The organism is Burkholderia sp. BE17 (assembly GCF_009362305.1).
GTDB classification, from domain to species: domain Bacteria; phylum Pseudomonadota; class Gammaproteobacteria; order Burkholderiales; family Burkholderiaceae; genus Burkholderia; species Burkholderia pyrrocinia_C.
This window is the reverse complement of sequence record NZ_WHNU01000006.1, coordinates 73,414-90,137: the sequence shown is the minus strand read 5'-3', so window position 1 is coordinate 90,137 and position 16,724 is coordinate 73,414. Positions and strand designations below refer to the sequence as shown.

At 68.6% G+C, this 16,724-nt stretch carries 18 protein-coding genes; 5 read left to right on the top strand and 13 right to left on the bottom strand.

Features of this window, described 5'->3' with window-relative positions; genetic code table 11:
- Positions 1–170: 170 nt before the first annotated feature.
- The gene (msbA, locus tag GD429_RS07815; protein WP_227791588.1) at positions 171–1,922 is read left to right on the top strand and encodes a lipid A export permease/ATP-binding protein MsbA; all 1,752 of its coding nucleotides are present in this window, start codon (positions 171–173) and stop codon (positions 1,920–1,922) included.
- A gap of 92 nt (positions 1,923–2,014) precedes the next feature.
- Positions 2,015–2,398: an RcnB family protein gene (locus tag GD429_RS07810; RefSeq protein WP_152856415.1), complete on the top strand. Its 384-nt coding sequence runs from the start codon at positions 2,015–2,017 to the stop codon at positions 2,396–2,398.
- 48 nt (positions 2,399–2,446) lie between these two features.
- Here the strand turns inward: GD429_RS07810 and GD429_RS07805 are convergent, their stop codons facing one another.
- The 13 genes from GD429_RS07805 to upp form a co-directional block, all read right to left on the bottom strand.
- Entirely contained in the window at positions 2,447–3,013 is a 567-nt protein-coding gene (locus tag GD429_RS07805; protein WP_152856490.1) for an FUSC family protein, read from the bottom strand.
- A gap of 41 nt (positions 3,014–3,054) precedes the next feature.
- Positions 3,055–4,323, bottom strand: coding sequence for an MFS transporter (locus GD429_RS07800; RefSeq protein WP_152856414.1), 1,269 nt, complete (start codon positions 4,321–4,323; stop codon positions 3,055–3,057).
- On the bottom strand, positions 4,320–5,288 hold the full coding sequence (locus GD429_RS07795; RefSeq protein ID WP_152856413.1) for a PRC-barrel domain-containing protein: 969 nt from the start codon (positions 5,286–5,288) through the stop codon (positions 4,320–4,322). Before GD429_RS07795 ends, GD429_RS07800 begins: the two co-directional genes overlap by 4 nt.
- A 393-nt stretch (positions 5,289–5,681) precedes the next feature.
- Entirely contained in the window at positions 5,682–6,017 is a 336-nt protein-coding gene (locus GD429_RS07790; protein WP_152856412.1) for a YggL family protein, read from the bottom strand.
- 126 nt (positions 6,018–6,143) lie between these two features.
- Positions 6,144–7,613 (bottom strand): ribonuclease G, encoded by a 1,470-nt coding sequence (rng, locus tag GD429_RS07785; protein WP_152856411.1) that lies wholly within the window; start codon positions 7,611–7,613, stop codon positions 6,144–6,146.
- 8 nt (positions 7,614–7,621) lie between these two features.
- A complete protein-coding gene (locus tag GD429_RS07780; RefSeq protein WP_152856410.1) occupies positions 7,622–8,254 on the bottom strand; it encodes a Maf family protein in 633 nt (210 codons plus the stop codon).
- A 51-nt stretch (positions 8,255–8,305) separates the two neighbouring features.
- A complete protein-coding gene (gene rlmH / locus GD429_RS07775; RefSeq protein ID WP_006484265.1) occupies positions 8,306–8,776 on the bottom strand; it encodes a 23S rRNA (pseudouridine(1915)-N(3))-methyltransferase RlmH in 471 nt (156 codons plus the stop codon).
- 19 nt (positions 8,777–8,795) lie between these two features.
- Positions 8,796–9,245 carry a ribosome silencing factor gene (gene rsfS / locus GD429_RS07770; RefSeq protein WP_152856409.1) on the bottom strand — a complete coding sequence of 150 codons (450 nt, stop codon included), beginning with the start codon at positions 9,243–9,245 and terminating at the stop codon, positions 8,796–8,798.
- Between the two features lie 4 nt (positions 9,246–9,249).
- Entirely contained in the window at positions 9,250–9,975 is a 726-nt protein-coding gene (locus GD429_RS07765) for a nicotinate-nucleotide adenylyltransferase (RefSeq protein ID WP_152856408.1), read from the bottom strand.
- Positions 9,976–9,989: 14 nt separating this feature from the next.
- Complete coding sequence (gene hemF, locus GD429_RS07760) at positions 9,990–10,913, bottom strand: oxygen-dependent coproporphyrinogen oxidase (protein WP_034184845.1); 924 nt, start codon at positions 10,911–10,913, stop codon at positions 9,990–9,992.
- A 118-nt stretch (positions 10,914–11,031) separates the two neighbouring features.
- Positions 11,032–12,312: a phosphoribosylamine--glycine ligase gene (gene purD, locus GD429_RS07755; RefSeq protein ID WP_152856407.1), complete on the bottom strand. Its 1,281-nt coding sequence runs from the start codon at positions 12,310–12,312 to the stop codon at positions 11,032–11,034.
- 104 nt (positions 12,313–12,416) lie between these two features.
- On the bottom strand, positions 12,417–13,145 hold the full coding sequence (locus GD429_RS07750) for a YebC/PmpR family DNA-binding transcriptional regulator (RefSeq protein WP_111016453.1): 729 nt from the start codon (positions 13,143–13,145) through the stop codon (positions 12,417–12,419).
- A gap of 221 nt (positions 13,146–13,366) precedes the next feature.
- Positions 13,367–14,017 carry a uracil phosphoribosyltransferase gene (gene upp, locus GD429_RS07745; RefSeq protein ID WP_152856406.1) on the bottom strand — a complete coding sequence of 217 codons (651 nt, stop codon included), beginning with the start codon at positions 14,015–14,017 and terminating at the stop codon, positions 13,367–13,369.
- Between the two features lie 221 nt (positions 14,018–14,238).
- Here upp and GD429_RS07740 point away from each other — a divergent pair, with 221 nt between their 5' ends.
- From GD429_RS07740 to GD429_RS07730, 3 genes are all read left to right on the top strand, one after another.
- A complete protein-coding gene (locus tag GD429_RS07740; protein WP_152856405.1) occupies positions 14,239–15,018 on the top strand; it encodes an SDR family oxidoreductase in 780 nt (259 codons plus the stop codon).
- Positions 15,019–15,073: 55 nt separating this feature from the next.
- Positions 15,074–15,466 carry a methylglyoxal synthase gene (locus tag GD429_RS07735; RefSeq protein ID WP_152856404.1) on the top strand — a complete coding sequence of 131 codons (393 nt, stop codon included), beginning with the start codon at positions 15,074–15,076 and terminating at the stop codon, positions 15,464–15,466.
- Positions 15,467–15,644: 178 nt separating this feature from the next.
- Positions 15,645–16,619, top strand: a complete 975-nt coding sequence (locus tag GD429_RS07730; protein WP_152856403.1) for a quinone oxidoreductase family protein — start codon at positions 15,645–15,647, stop codon at positions 16,617–16,619.
- Positions 16,620–16,724: the final 105 nt, after the last annotated feature.

Sequence of the window (16,724 nt, the reverse complement as noted above, 5' to 3'; positions counted from 1 at the left end):
CGCCGGCCGCATCGGCCATGACCGTGCCGGCGGGGGCGGTGCGGCTATAATGTTGAGCCCTTTTCGGCACCCGCCCGACAGGGGCGAAATCCCGGGCGGCCACGCGCCGGGCGCCGCATCGCGGCTCAAGAAGGATTGCCTTGGAAACCCAGAACACTCTTCGCAAACCGATGGACGGCACCGGCACCTCGCCGGTCACGGTCCTCAAGCGCCTGTGGCCGTACATCCGGCCGCTCATCGGCATCGTGGTGCTCGCCGTGATGACGATGGGCGTCGTCGCGGCCACCGAAGCCGGCATTCCGGCGCTGCTCAAGCCGCTGCTCGACCATGGCTTCGGCGCGCACGGCAGCGACAACGCGAAATGGTACGTGCCGATCGCGGTGATCGGCCTCGCGCTCGTGCGCGGCGTATCGCAGTACGCATCGAATTACCTGCTCAACTACGTATCGAACCGCATCCTGCTGCAACTGCGGCTCGAGATGTTCCAGCGGATGCTCCACACGAGCGCGTCGTTCTTCCAGCGCGAAACCGCGAGCACGGTGATCAACGCGATCGTGTTCGAGGTCAACCAGATCCTGTCGGTGCTGACGGGCGTGATGGTCACGCTCGTGCGCGATTCGCTGACGGTGATCTTCCTGCTCGGCTACCTGTTCTACCTGAACTGGCGGCTCACGCTGATCGTCGCGGTGATCCTGCCCGGCATCGGCTGGCTCGTCAGCAAGATCAACCGCCGCCTGCGCCGCCTGAACCGCGAGCACCAGACGTTGACCAACGAACTGTCGTACATCGTCGAGGAGACGGTCGGCGGCTACAAGGTCGTCAAGGTGCACAACGGCGAAGCGTACGAGATGGACCGTTTCACCGCGATGAGCAAGCGACTGCGCGGCTACGCGATGCGCATGACGATCTCGGGCGGTCTAGCGCAGCCGCTCACGCAGTTCCTCGCGTCGATCGCGCTCGCGGTCGTGATCACGATCGCGGTCGTGCAGTCGACCAACGACCAGACGACGGTCGGCGGCTTCGTCGCGTTCGTCACGTCGATGCTGCTGGTGATCTCGCCGCTCAAGCACCTGATCGATGTCAACCAGCCGCTGCAGCGCGGGATGACGGCCGCCGAGCTGATTTTCGGGCTGATCGACGAGCCGGCCGAGCCGCAGGGCGGCGGCCGGCCGCTGCCGCAGGCGCGCGGCGAGATCGAGTTCCGCGGCGTGTCGTTCGACTACGGCGCGACCGAGCGGCCGACGCTCGACCGCATTTCGTTCAAGGTCGCGCCGGGCGAGATGATCGCGCTCGCGGGCCCGTCCGGCAGTGGCAAGACGACGCTCGTGAACCTGTTGCCGCGCTTCTTCGACCCGACGGACGGCGCGATCCTGGTCGACGGCGTGCCGGTTGCCGACTACGACCTCCACGCGCTGCGCGGGCAGATGGCGATGGTCAGCCAGGACGTCGTGCTGTTCAACGACACGATCGCCGCGAACGTCGCGTACGGGCAGACGCCCGACCGCGCGCGCGTGCAGGCCGCGCTCGAGGCCGCGAACCTTGCCGACGCGGTCGCCGCGATGCCCGACGGGCTCGACACGCTGGTCGGCGGCAACGGGATGCGGCTGTCAGGCGGCCAGCGCCAGCGGCTCGCGATCGCACGCGCGATCTACAAGGACGCGCCGATCCTGATCCTGGACGAAGCGACGTCGGCGCTCGATTCCGAATCGGAACGCCACGTGCAGGCCGCGCTCGAACGGCTGATGGAAGGCCGCACGACGCTCGTGATCGCGCACCGGTTGTCGACGATCGAGCGCGCGGACCGCATCCTCGTGCTCGAGGCCGGCAAGATCGTCGAAGAGGGCAGCCACGACGAACTGCTGCGCCACGGCGGCCTCTACGCGCACCTGCACCGGATCCAGTACCAGCAGCAGGCGGCGTGACGCGCGTTCCGTCGGCATCATGTCGGTGTGCTAGTCTTGATTGAGCAGGCCCGGTCGTTTGCTACGACGTGACAACACGGAGGGAAGGCACGATGAAGAAGATGCACTGCATGATGTTGGCCGCGCTGATCGCGGCGGGTTTTGCCGCGCCGGCCGCGATGGCGCAGGATCACGGCAATTACGACAACCACGACAATCACGGCATGCATCGCGGCCATGGCCCGAAACACATGCCGCCCGGCCAGGCGATGCACCGCGAGGACGACGTACCGCCGCGCTGGGCCGACCAGCCGCGCCGCGACTGGCACAAGGGCGACCGGTTGCCCGACGAATTCCGCGACCGCCAGTATGTGATCGACGACTGGCGTGGTTACCACCTGAGCCCGCCGCCGCGTGGTTATCACTGGGTCGGCGTGGGCGGCGATCACCTGCTCGTGCAGATCGGCTCGGGCATCGTGCTGCAGATCGGCGAGTAACGTTTCCCGCCGTTCATCCGGTTGCCGGGCGCGCGCCCGGCAGCCGCGTCATTTTGCCGCCGCGCGGCGGAACCAGCGTCGCTCGATTCTCGACATCCCCCAGCACACGCCCAGCGCGCACACGGTGCCGAGCGTCACCTCGCCGAGCCGCATCAGCGGAATGTCCCACAGCGGGCCGTTGCCCGGAAACAGCAGCACGATCGTCGCGGTCACGCCGCCGAGCCGTGCCGCGCTGCCGACGTTCAGGCACCAGCAGCAGACGATCGTGAGCGCGACCGCGAGCGCATAGGCGACGAGGCGATCGCCGCCGAGCGCGGCGCCCGCGAAGCCGAGCACGCCGCCGATCATCGCGCCGATGAACTGGTCGCGCGACAGCGACATCGTGTCGGAGTAGTTGTGCTGTGTGACGGCGATCGCGGTGACCGCCGCCCACACGGCCTGCTCGGTGTGCAGCGCACGCCCGATCGTGTATGCGAGGCACGCGCCGCAGACGGCCTGGACGGCCATCAGCACGCCTTGCACGAAACGCTCGCCCAAGGTCAGTCCCTTGAACAGATCGAAGACCGACTGCTGGATCTGCTGGCGGGCTTCGTTGAGTGTCCTGATCGTATCCATCATGAGTTGGCCAAGAAGCGGGTGACGGCGGCGCGTCGGCCTCAGTGCGCCTGTTCGGGCGACGCGGCGGCCGGCTCGTCGGCCGCCGCGTCGCCGTTCTCGACGCGCGTTTCGGGCATCACGAGCCAGACCAGCAGCACCGCGAGCGCACCCGCGCCCGCGAGCCCGAAGAAGCTGACCGTGTTGCCGAAGTGATCGGCGACGTAGCCGGCCGCGGCCGTGCTGAGCGTCGCGCCGATCCCGGCCGCGAGCCCGAACAGCCCGATACACAGGTTATAGCGGCCCTTGCCGCCCGCGACGTCGGCCGCGATCAGCGGCAGCATCACGCCGAACACGGCCGCGCTGATGCCGTCGAGCATCTGCACGGGCACGAGCAGGTACGGGCTGCTCACGCCCGCGAACAGCAGCGCGCGCACCGGCAGTGCGGAGAAGCCGAGCAGCAGGATCGGCCGGCGCCCCCAGCGTTGCGCGGAGCGGCCGACCCACGGCGACAGCATCGCGACGATCGCCTGCGGCACGATGATGCACGCGGCGATCACGAGCTGCACGTTCTCGCCCATCCCGGCCGTGACTTCGCCGGCCGCGAGGTTCAGCATCGCCGCATTCGACAGGTGGAACAGCACGACGCACGCCGCGAAGATCAGCATCCGGCGGTCGCGCAGCAGTTCGAGCAGCGTTTCGCGCTCGCCGGCTTCGTCGTGATCGCCGTGGTCGTCGGGCTGCGACGACTGCGGAATCACCTCGTGCGTCGGCTGGATCATCGCGAGCGCGAACAGCGCGGGCAGCGCCAGCACCGCGGTCAACCAGAACACCGCGCGCGCGGAGAAGTATTCGCCGGTGAGCCCCATCAGGCCCGCCGCGACCGCGCTGCCGATCGACGCCCAGCGCGCATTGCGGCCGAGCCGGTCGCCGAGATCGGCGCGGCCGACGAGCGAGAACGAGATCGCGGCCATCGCCGGCACGAGCATGCAGCTCGCGAAACCGTGGAACACCTCGGCGGCGATCACCGGCACGATCGTCGGGCTCGACGCGAGCAGCACCGCGGACAGGATGATGGCCGCGATCGCCCACGCGGCCGCGCCTTTCTTGTTCTTCAGCGCATCGACGGCCGCGCCGCCCGGCACCTGGCTGACCATCGCGCTGATCGTGCCGATCGACAGCACCATGCCGATCTCGCCTTGCGTCCACTTGTGCGACGCGAGGTAGGACGCGATGAACGGACCGAACCCGGTTTGAACGTTTGCAACGAAGAAGTTGAGCCAGTCGAGGGACCGCAGACTGCGTACGCTGACGGAATGCTTGATCGTCATCGCGTGGCACTCGCAGACGAAGCCGGCGCGGGGGCGGCAGGGGGCGGCGGCGAGACCGCGACGATCGGCTTGTCGGCCGCGTAGGGCGGCGACGCCTTGATCTGCGCGTCGTTCAGGTCGAGCTGCGGATGCAGCGCCTTGTCGCGCGTGACGAAGCGCAGCGCGGCCCAGTTCGCGGCGATCGAGCGGCGGTCGGTATTGACGAGCCCGCCGAGGTCGAGCACGACGGCCTGCGGCTGCGCGTCACGGTCGATCAGCACGTCGACGACGCGGCCGATCTTCGTGCCGTTCGGGCGCTCGACGTCGCTGTCGAGCATCGGCAGCCGCGTCGTCGGCGACGCCGCGGCCGAGCCCGACAGCGGCACGGCCTTTGGCCGCGCGGCCGGCGGCAGGTCGCCCGACGGCACGTCGAGCACGATCGGCTCGTGCTTGCCGCCCGGCGTGAAGTGGAACACGTTCCACGGGAAGATGACCTTGCGGTCGCCGACGCCCATGAAACCCTGCAGGTTGACGACCATCTCGCGCGGCTTGCCGCTCGCGTCGGCCACCATGTCGACCGCGCGGCCGATCACCTTGCCGTTGCGGCGCGCGACTTCGCTGTCGAGCAGCGCGTGGATCTGGGTGCGGTCGAGCGTGCGCGTCGCGACGAGCGGCGCGGGCGGCGGAGGCGGCGGCGTCGGCGTTTCGGGGCGCTGCACGGGCTTCGGCCGCGTCACCTCGCGATGCGGCTTCTTCGGCGCTTCCGGCTCCTCCGGCTGCGTCGGCGCCGGCACGGGCGGCATCGTCAGTGGCTCGCCTGCGGTTTCCTCGACGGGTTCGACGAGCGCCTCGCTGATCGGCGCGGGCGGATTCTGGACCGGCAGCAGCCCGCAGCCGGACAGCAGCACGGCGGCGGCGAGAATCAGGAAGACCGTCGACGACGGGAACGACTTGCGGGATGCGGGAAACGGAAGTCCGCCGCTCATTGACACTCACTCCATGGGTCGGGGGCGGCCCGAGGGCACGCGGCTGGCGATGGATGGCGGGTGCGGGCGGCGCACCACGCGAGGTGAGAGTTTAACGTGTCTTGCTTTCAGGACCGATTTCGATGGCCGATTGGAGGCGGACTGTCGGGAAAAGGAAGGGATCGGAGGCGGGGCGGGGAATGCCGAATGACGGGTGAGGATGCGGCTGCGGCGCCTGATCGGGGGTAGTCGCGGTCGACACGGCGTGAATCGTGCGAGCCGGCGCCGGTTGCGCGGGTATCGGGCGACGGGTAAGGGAGGCGGAAGAGACGGCGGGGCATACAGGCGCCGGCCTGGCCCGCCTTCACGGCGGGCAGGCGCGGGCGCTGCCCGCTGCAGGGAGAAACCGGAAAGTCAGGCGTCCGGATACCACGCATCGGTGAATTCGCTGACCTTGACGTCGGTCAGTTCCGGCCGTGCGGCCAGCCAGCCGAGCACGATCTCGCGATCGGCGTCGGTCGTCGTGCCGCGCGGCGCGCCGGAGATCACGTAGGCGCCGATGCCTTCGTCCGCGGACGCGACGGTCAGCAGCCCGTTCGCTTCGACGAAGTCGATGAATGCGTCGATCAACTGGCCGCGTTCGAGGTCGGTCATCTCGTTGCGGTAATGCGCGGTCGCGTTGAACGCGAGTTCCTGGAACTCGCCGATGTGGAGTTTCTTGCGCTGGCGGCGGTTGTGGCCTTGGCTCATGGTGCGTGATGAATACGAAAAGGGTAAGTGAAAGGGCGGCGGCGGGCGCCGGCGCGGGATGCGCGAGCGGCCCGGGCGCCGCATCGAAGCGCCGCGCGGCGATGCCGGCGGCGGATGGGCGGAACCTTACATCAGCACGATATCGTACTGCTCCTGGCTCAGGTTCGATTCGACCTGCAGCGACACCGGCTTGCCGATGAAGTCGATCAGCATCGCGAGATGCTGCGACTCCTCGTCGAGGAACAAATCGATCACCTGCTGCGCGGCGATCACGCGGAATTCGCGCGGATTGAACTGCCGCGATTCGCGCAGGATCTCGCGCAGGATGTCGTAGCACACGGTGCGCGACGTCTTCACCTGGCCCTTGCCCTGGCAGGTCGGGCACGGCTCGCACAGCACGTGCGCGAGCGATTCGCGCGTGCGCTTGCGCGTCATCTCGACGAGCCCGAGCTGCGAGAACGTGTTGACCGTCACGCGCGTGCGGTCGCGCGACAGCGCCTTCTTCAACTCGGACAGCACCGCGTCGCGATGCTCGGCGTTTTCCATGTCGATGAAGTCGATGATGATGATCCCGCCGAGGTTGCGCAGCCGCAGCTGCCGCGCGATCGTGTGCGCGGCCTCGAGGTTGGTCTTGAAGATCGTGTCGTCGAAGTTGCGCGCGCCGACATAGCCGCCCGTGTTCACGTCGATCGTCGTCATCGCCTCGGTCTGGTCGATCATCAGGTAGCCGCCCGACTTCAGGTCGACGCGGCGCGACAGTGCGCGCTGGATCTCCGTCTCGATGTTGTACAGGTCGAACAGCGGCCGCTCGCCCGTGTAGTGGTGCAGCTTCGGGCTCACGGCCGGCGTGAACTCGGACGCGAATTCGGAGAGCCGCTGGTACGTCTCGCGCGAATCGACCTGGATGCGCGTCGTGTCGTCGTTCGCGAAATCGCGCAGCACGCGCTGTGCGAGATCGAGATCCTGGTACAGCAGGCTCGTCGCCGGCAGCCGCTGCGCAAGCCCTACGATCGTCGCCCACGTCTTGCGCAGGTACGTGACGTCGCCGGCCAGCTCGTCCGAGGTCGCATCCTCGGCGATCGTGCGCACGATGTAGCCGCCTTTCTCGTCCGGCGGGATCACGGCCGTCAGGCGCGCGCGCACGGCCTCGCGCTCGGCCTCGCTCTCGATCTTCTGCGAGATGCCGATATGCGGTTCCTGCGGCAGGTAGACGAGCGTGCGGCCCGCGATGCTGACCTGCGTCGACAGTCGCGCGCCCTTCGTGCCGATCGGATCCTTGATCACCTGGACCATCAGCGTCTGGCCCTCGAACACGGTCTTCTCGATCGGCTGGTGCGGCGCGCTCGATTGCGGCTCGCCCGCGAGGCGCGGATGCCAGATGTCGGCGACGTGCAGGAACGCCGCGCGCTCGAGGCCGATGTCGATGAACGCCGACTGCATGCCGGGCAGCACGCGCACGACCTTGCCGAGATAGATGTTGCCGACCCGCCCGCGCGACAGCGTGCGCTCGACGTGAAGCTCCTGCACCGCGCCTTGCTGGACGAGTGCGACCCGCGTTTCCTGCGGCGTGAGGTTGATCAGGATTTCTTCGTTCATGGTGGGCTTCAGAAGGCGACACGCGCGGCGCGCAACAGCGCCGCGGTCTCAAAAAGGGGCAGACCCATGATACCCGAATGGGAACCGTCGATCCGCTCGATGAATTCGGCCGCGCGCCCCTGGATCGCATACGCGCCGGCCTTGCCGAACGGCTCGCCCGTTTCGACGTAGCGCGCATAGGCGTCGCGCGACGCCGCCGCGAAGCGCACCGACGAGCGCGACAGCGCGGGCGGCAGCAGTTCGCCGCGGGCATCGATCACGGCGACGGCGGTCAGCACCGCGTGTTCGCGGCCCGCGAGGCGCGTCAGCATCGTGAGTGCGTCATCGGCGTCGGCCGGCTTGCCGAGGATCGCGCCGTCGATCGTGACGGTCGTATCGGCAACCAACACCGGCGCGGCCGGCTTGCCGCTCGCGACGAGGCGCGCACGCGCGGCTTCGGCCTTCGCGACGGTCACGCGCCGCACGTACGCATCGGCGGCTTCGCCGGGCAGTTCGGCTTCGAGCGCCTCGGCGTCCTCGTCGGGGCGCGGCAGCAGCAGCTCGAAGCGTACGCCGATCTGCAGCAGCAGCTCCTGGCGGCGCGGGCTTTGCGAAGCGAGGTAAAGGATCGGGAAAAGCGCGGGGGACGTGCTGGACGGCATGGTGTCGTTATCTCGGTGGGCGCGCGCGGCGCGCGTCGCGAGGACGACGCGTCATGCGCGGTGGTAGGGGTGATTCTGCGTGATGCTCCACGCCCGGTAAAGCTGTTCGGCGAGCAGCACGCGCACCATCCCGTGCGGCAGCGTCATGCTCGAGATGCGCAGCAGCACGTCGGCGCGTGCTTTCAGTTCCGGATCGAGCCCGTCGGCGCCGCCGATCACGAACGCGACGTCGCGGCCGTCCTGCTGCCAGCCGGGCAGCGCCTGCGCGAGCTGCATCGTGGTCCAGTCGCGGCCGCGCTCGTCGAGCGCGACGAGCCGCGCGCCCTTCGGCAGCGCGGCCTCGATCTTCTGCCGCTCGGCCGCCATCACGCTCTCGGCGCTACGGCCGCCCGAGCGTAGTTCGGGCTTGATCTCGCGCAGCTCGATGCGCAGCTCGGGCGGCATCCGCTTCGTGTATTCGTCGAAGCCGGATGCGATCCAGCCCGGCATCTTGTGGCCGACCGCGAGGATGAAAAGCTTCATCGGGACGATTCGTGACGACTTAGCGGCGGCGGGCGGCCGTCTTGCGTGCCGGGCGGGCCGGCGCGGCTTCTTCCTCTTCTTCGTCGTCTTCGCTGGCCGTTGCGAAGCCATTCTGGCCCTTGCCGCCGCCGAGCTTCATCCGCACGGGCTTGTCGCCCCAGATTTCCTCGAGGTTGTAGTACTGGCGCAGGGCCGGCTGCAGGATGTGCACGATGGCGTCGCCGCAGTCGACGAGCACCCATTCGCCGGTTTCCTCGCCCTCGGAGCTGACGATGTCGCCGCCGGCTTCCTTGACCTTGTCGCGCACGCTCGACGCGAGGGCCTTGGTCTGGCGGTTGGAGGTGCCCGATGCGACGACCACGCGGTCGAACAGTTCGGTCAGGTGGCTGGTGTTGAACACCTTGATGTCTTGCGCCTTGACGTCTTCGAGGGCGTCGACGATCACGCGCTGCAGTTTGCGAATATCCATGGAATCAGGTGTGGTAGAGGCGATGTTGAAGAATATAGGCCCATACGGCGGCCGGCACATGCTCGGCCGACGCGTCGGGCATTTGCGCATGGCGCGCGATGCATTCGCGCAGGTGCGCGCGGATGTCGGTCGCGGCGATGTCGAACGCGAGGGTCGTGTCGATCAGCAGGCGGCCGGCCGGCGTGGCCTTCAGCACGTCGGCGCCGGCCTGCCGCGCGGCGATTTCCCGCGCAACCTCCGGCGGCGCCGCGTCGAGCTCGAAGCCCGGGCGCGTCGACGCGCAGATGTGCGCGTAGTCGAACAGCTTGCGCCAGTCGCGCCACGTGTCGAGGCGCACGAGCTGGTCGGCGCCGATCAGCAGCGACAGCGACGCGTCCGGGCCGACCCGCTCGCGCCAGCGCGCGAGCGTGTCGACCGTGTAGGTCGGGCCGGCGTGCTCGATCTCGTCGGTGGCGACGGTCACGGTCACGCCCGGCAGCACGAGCGAATCCGCGGCTGCGCGCGTCATCGCGAGCCGGTGCTCGGCGGCCGACACGTCGCGCTTCTGGTACGGCTGCCCGGCGGGCAGCAGCACGAGCTCGGTCAGCCCGAGCAGTTTGGCGAACCGGCGCGCGAGCGCGAGATGGCCGTCGTGGATCGGGTCGAAAGTGCCGCCCAGCAAGCCGATACGACGCGGCAGCGGGGCGGGGCGGGTGGTGGTGTCCAGAAACGCGTCCTTTTCTTGGGGCATCGGGGCGCGCGGGCTCACACCCAGTCGCGCGGCACGATGAAGTCGCTGTACAGGCGCGCTTCCGGCGTTCCCGGTTCGGGCTGCCAGTTGTAGCGCCAGTTCGCGACCGGCGGCATCGACATCAGGATCGACTCGGTCCGGCCGCCGCTTTGCAGGCCGAACAGCGTGCCACGGTCGAACACGAGGTTGAATTCGACGTAACGGCCGCGGCGGTAGGCCTGGAAGTCGCGCTCGCGCTCGCCGTACGGCAGGTCGGCGCGGCGCTCGACGATCGGCAGGTAGGCCTGCAGGAACGCATCGCCGACGCTTTGCATCATGTCAAACGAGCGTTCGAAACCTGGCTCGGAGAAATCGTCGAAGAAGATCCCGCCGATGCCGCGCATCTCGTTGCGGTGCTTCAGGAAGAAATACTCGTCGCACCATTTCTTGAAGCGCGGGTAGAGCTCGGCGCCGAACGGGTCGAGCGCATCCTTGCAGGTCTGGTGGAAATGCCGCGCGTCGTCCTCGAAGCCGTAAACCGGTGTCAGATCCATGCCGCCGCCGAACCAGAACACGGGATCCTCGCCTGGTTTCGTCGCGATCAGCATCCGCACGTTCATGTGCACGGTCGGGCAGTACGGATTGCGCGGGTGCAGCACGAGCGACACGCCGAGCGCCTCGAAGCCGCGGCCCGCGAGTTGCGGGCGTGCCGCGCTCGCCGACGGCGGCAGCGCGTCGCCTGCGACGTCCGAAAAGCCGATTCCCGCGCGTTCGAACACGCGGCCGCCTTCGAGAATCCGCGTGCAGCCGCCGCCGCGCAGGCGCTCGGCCGGCCCGCGCTGCCAGGCGTCGGTCGCGAGCGGCGTGCCGTCGAGCGCGCCGAGCGCGTCGGCGATGCGTGCCTGCAGGCCCTGGAGGTACGTGCGCACGCGCGCCACGTCGTAGGTCGAATCGGTCATGTCTGGACTGGGTGCCCCCGCTCGAAGCGGGGGCCGTAAAAAAGGCATCTGCCGGGCATTCTATCGAACCCCGGCAGAGGAGCGGGCGCGCGGCCTTGCGGCGTGCCCGAAGCGATCGTCACACGCTCTTGCGGTTGAGCGCGCGGAAACCGATGTCGCGGCGGTACTGCATGCCTTCGAAATTGATCTGGTTGATCGTGTCGTACGCATGCTGCTGCGCTTCGCGCACCGAATCGGCGAGGCCGACCACGCACAGCACGCGGCCGCCGGACGTCACGAGCTTGTCGCCGTCGCCGAGCGTCGTGCCCGCATGGAACGTGACGGCCTGTTCGGTCTCGGCCGGGATCCCGTTGATGCGGTCGCCCTTGCGCGGCGCGTCCGGGTAGCCGTGCGCGGCCAGCACGACGCCGAGCGCGGTGCGGCGGTCCCAGTCGAGTTCGACCGTATCGAGCGTGCCCGCGATCGCCTGCTCGACGACCTTCGAGAAATCGCTCTTCAGGCGCGCCATGATCGGCTGCGTTTCCGGGTCGCCCATCCGGCAGTTGAACTCGAGCGTGCGCGGATTGCCTTCCTTATCGATCATCAGGCCCGCATACAGGAAACCCGTGAAGCGGATGCCGTCCTTCTCCATCCCGCGCACGGTCGGCATGATGATTTCGCGCATCACGCGTGCGTGCATCTGCGGCGTGACGATCGGCGCGGGCGAATACGCGCCCATGCCGCCGGTGTTCGGGCCGCGGTCCTCGTCGAGCAGGCGCTTGTGGTCCTGGCTGGAAGCCAGCGCCAGCGCGTGCTTGCCGTCGACCATCACGATGAAGCTCGCTTCCTCGCCGTCGAGGAATTCCTCGATCACGACGCGCGCGCCGGCGTCGCCGAGCTTGTTGCCCGACAGCATCATGTCGACGGCGGCATGCGCCTCTTCGAGCGTCAGCGCGACGACGACACCCTTGCCGGCCGCGAGGCCGTCGGCCTTCACGACGATCGGCGCACCCTTCGCGTCGATGTACGCATGTGCTGCTGCCGCATCGGAGAAGGTTTCGTAGTCGGCCGTCGGGATGCCGTGACGCTTCATGAACGCCTTCGCGAAATCCTTCGAGCTTTCGAGCTGCGCGGCTTCGCGGGTCGGGCCGAACACCTTCAGGCCGCGCGCGCGGAACAGGTTGACGATGCCGGCCGCGAGCGGTGCTTCCGGCCCGACGAGCGTGAACGCGACGCCTTCGCGTTCCGCGAAATCGGCGAGTTCGTCGAGCGACGTGATGTCGACGTTCTTCAGACGCTCGTCCTGCGCCGTGCCGCCATTGCCGGGTGCGACGTAGACCATCTGGACGCGCGGCGACTGCGCGAGCTTCCACGCCAGCGCGTGTTCGCGGCCGCCGGAGCCAACGACGAGTAGTTTCATGGGATTCCCCGCAGACTAGAAAACAGGGCGGCCGGCACGCTCAGGCGCGCCGGCCGCGGATTCGGTCGGGCCGCCGCCGCGACAGGAGCACGGCGGCCGGCACTTCATTCCTCGACGATGACGGCGTTCGTATACACGTCCTGCACGTCGTCGAGGTTCTCGAGCGCGTCCAGGAGCTTCTGCATCTTCGCCGCGTCGTCGCCGGTGAATTCGACTTCGTTTTGCGGCTTCATCGTCACTTCGGCGAGTTCGGCCTTGAAGCCGGCAGCTTCGAGCGCGTCCTTCACCTTCGAGAATTCCTGCCAGTCGCACAGCACTTCGATCGAGCCGTCGTCGTTCGTGTTCACGTCGTTCGCGCCGGCTTCGAGCGCGGCTTCCATCAGCGCGTCTTCCGACGTGCCGGGCGCGAACAGGAACTGGCCGACGTGATCGAACATGAACGCGACCGAGCCGTCGGTGCCCATGTTGCCGCCGAACTTCGAGAACGCGTGGCGAACTTCCGCGACCGTACGGGTGCGGTTGTCGGTCAGCGTGTCGACGATGATCGCCGCGCCGCTGATGCCGTAGCCTTCGTAGCGGATTTCCTCGTAGTTCGCACCGTCCGCGCCGCCGACGCCGCGATCGATCGCGCGCTTGACGTTGTCCTTCGGCATGTTCGCGTCGGCCGCCTTGTCGACCGCGAGACGCAGGCGCGGGTTCGAGCCGACGTCGCCGCCGCCGAGGCGGGCCGCAACCTGGATTTCCTTGATCAGGCGGGTCCAGACCTTGCCGCGCTTCGCGTCTGCCGCTGCCTTCTTATGCTTGATGTTGGCCCATTTCGAATGACCAGCCATACCTTTCTCCGTGCCCGGGCGCGCTGCGCGGGCGATTGTGCCAATGTGTCGTTGAATCGGCGGCCGTTTCGGCGGGCATGAAGCCGCGGGGCCGCGCATGTCGAGTGGATCGAGATTTTATCACGCGGCGACCGTCGGATCGGGGCCACCGCGCATGGCCGAACGGCCGGGCCGGCCGCAGCGGGGCACCCGACGGCGCGCCGCGCGGCCGCGCAGGCACGTCAGTTCTTGGTGCCGAACAGGCGGTCGCCCGCGTCGCCGAGGCCCGGCACGATGTACGCGTGCTCGTTCAGGTGCGAATCGAGCGAAGCGACATACAGCTTCACGTCCGGGTGCGCGTCCTGGAACACCTGCACGCCCTCGGGCGCGGCGACGAGCGCGACGAACATGATGTTCGCGGCCGGCACGTTGCGGCGCATGAGCACGTCGACCGCATGCACGGCCGAATAGCCGGTCGCGACCATCGGGTCGCACAGGATGAAGATGCGGTCCTCGAGGTCGGGCAGGCGCACGAGGTATTCGACCGGGCGGTGGTCGTCGGCGCGGTACACGCCGATGTGGCCGACGCGCGCGGACGGGACCAGGTCGAGCAGGCCGTCCGACATCCCGATGCCCGCGCGCAGCACGGGCACGATCGCGAGCTTCTTGCCCGCGATCACGGGTGCATCGACCTCGACGAGCGGGGTTTCGACCCGTCTGGTCGTGATCGGCAGGTTGCGGGTGATCTCATAGCCCATCAGCAGCGTGATCTCGCGCAGCAACTCGCGGAACGTGCGCGTGGACGTGTCCTTGTCGCGCATGTGGGTGAGCTTGTGCTGGATCAGCGGGTGATCGAGGATGAAGAGATTCGGGAAACGGCTGTCCTGTTTCATGACGGGGGCGCCCTGGCGGCAAAAGGGGATCGGTGCGGTGGCGGGCGCAAGCCGGCCGCCGCTTATGGCCGCAATTTTACCAAGGCGCGTCGCATGATCCGGATATTATCGACGTCTCACGACAATCCGCGCGCCGCGCCCGCCCGTTCGCCCGCCCACCGGCGCGGCATGGGGCCGCACCGGGGGCCGCATCGGCGCGCGTCGCCACCAGGGAATCGACGATGGATCTCGGCATCGCAGGAAAGACCGCGCTCGTGTGCGCGGCAAGCAAGGGCCTCGGGCGCGGCTGCGCGGAAGCGCTGGCCGCCGAGGGCGTGAACCTCGTGATCGTCGCGCGCACGCGCGACACGCTCGAAGCCACCGCCGACGCGATCCGCGCGGCGTCGGGCGTGTCGGTCACGGCGGTCGCGTGCGACATCACGACGCCCGACGGGCGGGCGGCCGCGCTCGCCGCGTGTCCGCAGCCGGACATTCTCGTGAACAATGCGGGCGGCCCGCCGCCCGGCGACTTCCGCGACTTCTCGCACGACGACTGGATCCGCGCGCTCGAGTCGAACATGCTGACGCCGATCGAGCTGATCCGCGCGACCATCGACGGGATGATCGCGCGCGGCTTCGGCCGGATCGTCAACATCACGAGTTCGGCCGTGAAGGCGCCGATCGACGTGCTCGCGCTGTCGAACGGCGCGCGCTCGGGGCTGACCGGCTTCGTCGCGGGGCTGTCGCGCAAGGTCGCCGGCCAGGGCGTGACGATCAACAGCCTGCTGCCGGGGCTGTTCGACACCGACCGGATCGCGACGACGCTCGCGGCGTCGGCGCAGGCGCAGGGCGTGACGGTCGACGAAATGCGCGCGCGGCGCACGAAGGACATCCCGGCCGGCCGCCTCGGCACGCGCGCCGAATTCGGCGCGGCCTGCGCGTTCCTGTGCAGCGTGCATGCCGGCTATATCACCGGGCAGAACTGGCTGCTCGACGGCGGCGCGTATCCGGGCACGTTCTGACGCGCGCTCGCCAGATCACGATCACGACAACAACCAAACGACAAAGGAACCGGAGATGAGCAAACCCCGCATCGCACTGATTGCGCACGACGCGAAGAAGGACGAGATCGTCGCGCTCGCGGGTCAATTTCGCGAGACGCTCGCGCAATGCCGGCTGGTCGCGACGGGCACGACGGGCGGCCGCATCGCGGCCGCGCACGGGCTGGAGGTCGAGCGCAAGCTGTCGGGGCCGCTCGGCGGCGACCTGCAGATCGGCGCGGAACTGGCCGACGGCCGCATCGACATCGTCGTGTTCCTGCGCGACCCGATGACCGCGCAGCCGCACGACCCCGACATCACCGCGCTCGTGCGCGCATGCGACGTGCACGACGTGCCGGTCGCGACCAACGTTGCTACGGCGCGGATGCTGCTCGACGATCTGGCGCGGAACATGCAGGACGTTTGCTAGGCAGCCTGTCGCGCCCGATTGCCCCTGTTGGGGGCAGGGCCATGCACGGATAGCCGCGACGCGCGAGAATCGTGCGTCGCGACGCGTACCCGCCGCCCGGTTCCCGCATGAATCGGCCGGCCCGCGCATCGGCGACCCGGATTTTTTCCTGACCGATTGACAGACGAGGAGCGAAACGATGCCGAAAGCAATCCGATACGACCAACCGGGCGGCCCGGATGTGATGAAGTGGGTCGATGTCGAGGTCGGCGAGCCGAAGGCGGGCGAAGTCCGCATCCGGCAGCATGCGGTCGGGCTCAACTACATCGACGTGTATTTCCGCACGGGCCTCTATCCGCAGCCGCTGCCCGGCGGCCTCGGGATGGAGGCCGCGGGCGAGGTGACGGCCGTCGGCGACGGCGTGACCGCGCTCAAGGTGGGCGACCGGGTCGCCTATGTCGGGCAGCCGCCGGGTGCGTATGCGCAGGAGCGCGTGATGCCGGCCGAGCGGCTCGTGAAGCTGCCGGACGGCATCAGCTATGACGATGCGGCGTCGGTGATGCTGCAGGGCCTGACCGCGCACTACCTGCTGCGCCGCACGTATCGGGTGAAGGCCGGCGACACGATCCTGATCCACGCGGCGGCCGGCGGCGTCGGCCTGCTCGTGTGCCAGTGGGCGAAGGCGCTCGGCGCGACCGTGATCGGCACGGTCGGCTCCGACGAAAAAGCCGAGCTGGCGAAGGCGTACGGCTGCGACCATCCGGTCGTCTATACGCGCGAGAACTTCACGCAGCGCGTGAAGGAGATCACGAGCGGCGCGGGCGTGCCGGTCGTCTACGATTCGATCGGCAAGGACACCTACATCGGCTCGCTCGACAGCCTCGCGCCGCTCGGGCTGTTCGTCAGCTTCGGCAACGCGTCGGGCCCGCTGCCGCCGATCGACTCGAAGGAGTTCTCGTCGCGCGGCTCGCTGTTCTTCACGCGGCCGACGCTGTTCTCGTACATCGCGAAGCGCGCCGATCTAGAAGCCGCCGCCGCCGAGCTGTTCGACGTGCTGCTGTCGGGCAAGGTGAAGACGAGCATCAACCAGCGTTATCCGCTCGCGGAAGTCGGCCGCGCGCATGAAGATCTCGAAGCGCGCAAGACCACCGGCTCGACGATCCTCGTTCCCTGAGCGTTCCTTTCGTGCCGGCGCCATGCCGGCACGCGCCTTCGCGGGTGGCGCTGCGGCGCCGCCCGTCCTGCCTCCGCTTTTCTCCCGCCTCGCGTTTACACCTTT

What these genes read in the sequence shown, in the direction of transcription:
- msbA (WP_227791588.1), top strand. Translation starts at nt 171, where the DNA reads ATGGACGGCACCGGCACCTCGCCGGTCACGGTCCTCAAGCGCCTGTGG.
- GD429_RS07810 (WP_152856415.1), top strand. Translation starts at nt 2,015, where the DNA reads ATGAAGAAGATGCACTGCATGATGTTGGCCGCGCTGATCGCGGCGGGT.
- GD429_RS07805 (WP_152856490.1), bottom strand. Translation starts at nt 3,013, where the DNA reads ATGGATACGATCAGGACACTCAACGAAGCCCGCCAGCAGATCCAGCAG.
- GD429_RS07800 (WP_152856414.1), bottom strand. Translation starts at nt 4,323, where the DNA reads ATGACGATCAAGCATTCCGTCAGCGTACGCAGTCTGCGGTCCCTCGAC.
- GD429_RS07795 (WP_152856413.1), bottom strand. Translation starts at nt 5,288, where the DNA reads ATGAGCGGCGGACTTCCGTTTCCCGCATCCCGCAAGTCGTTCCCGTCG.
- GD429_RS07790 (WP_152856412.1), bottom strand. Translation starts at nt 6,017, where the DNA reads ATGAGCCAAGGCCACAACCGCCGCCAGCGCAAGAAACTCCACATCGGC.
- rng (WP_152856411.1), bottom strand. Translation starts at nt 7,613, where the DNA reads ATGAACGAAGAAATCCTGATCAACCTCACGCCGCAGGAAACGCGGGTC.
- GD429_RS07780 (WP_152856410.1), bottom strand. Translation starts at nt 8,254, where the DNA reads ATGCCGTCCAGCACGTCCCCCGCGCTTTTCCCGATCCTTTACCTCGCT.
- rlmH (WP_006484265.1), bottom strand. Translation starts at nt 8,776, where the DNA reads ATGAAGCTTTTCATCCTCGCGGTCGGCCACAAGATGCCGGGCTGGATC.
- rsfS (WP_152856409.1), bottom strand. Translation starts at nt 9,245, where the DNA reads ATGGATATTCGCAAACTGCAGCGCGTGATCGTCGACGCCCTCGAAGAC.
- GD429_RS07765 (WP_152856408.1), bottom strand. Translation starts at nt 9,975, where the DNA reads ATGCCCCAAGAAAAGGACGCGTTTCTGGACACCACCACCCGCCCCGCC.
- hemF (WP_034184845.1), bottom strand. Translation starts at nt 10,913, where the DNA reads ATGACCGATTCGACCTACGACGTGGCGCGCGTGCGCACGTACCTCCAG.
- purD (WP_152856407.1), bottom strand. Translation starts at nt 12,312, where the DNA reads ATGAAACTACTCGTCGTTGGCTCCGGCGGCCGCGAACACGCGCTGGCG.
- GD429_RS07750 (WP_111016453.1), bottom strand. Translation starts at nt 13,145, where the DNA reads ATGGCTGGTCATTCGAAATGGGCCAACATCAAGCATAAGAAGGCAGCG.
- upp (WP_152856406.1), bottom strand. Translation starts at nt 14,017, where the DNA reads ATGAAACAGGACAGCCGTTTCCCGAATCTCTTCATCCTCGATCACCCG.
- GD429_RS07740 (WP_152856405.1), top strand. Translation starts at nt 14,239, where the DNA reads ATGGATCTCGGCATCGCAGGAAAGACCGCGCTCGTGTGCGCGGCAAGC.
- GD429_RS07735 (WP_152856404.1), top strand. Translation starts at nt 15,074, where the DNA reads ATGAGCAAACCCCGCATCGCACTGATTGCGCACGACGCGAAGAAGGAC.
- GD429_RS07730 (WP_152856403.1), top strand. Translation starts at nt 15,645, where the DNA reads ATGCCGAAAGCAATCCGATACGACCAACCGGGCGGCCCGGATGTGATG.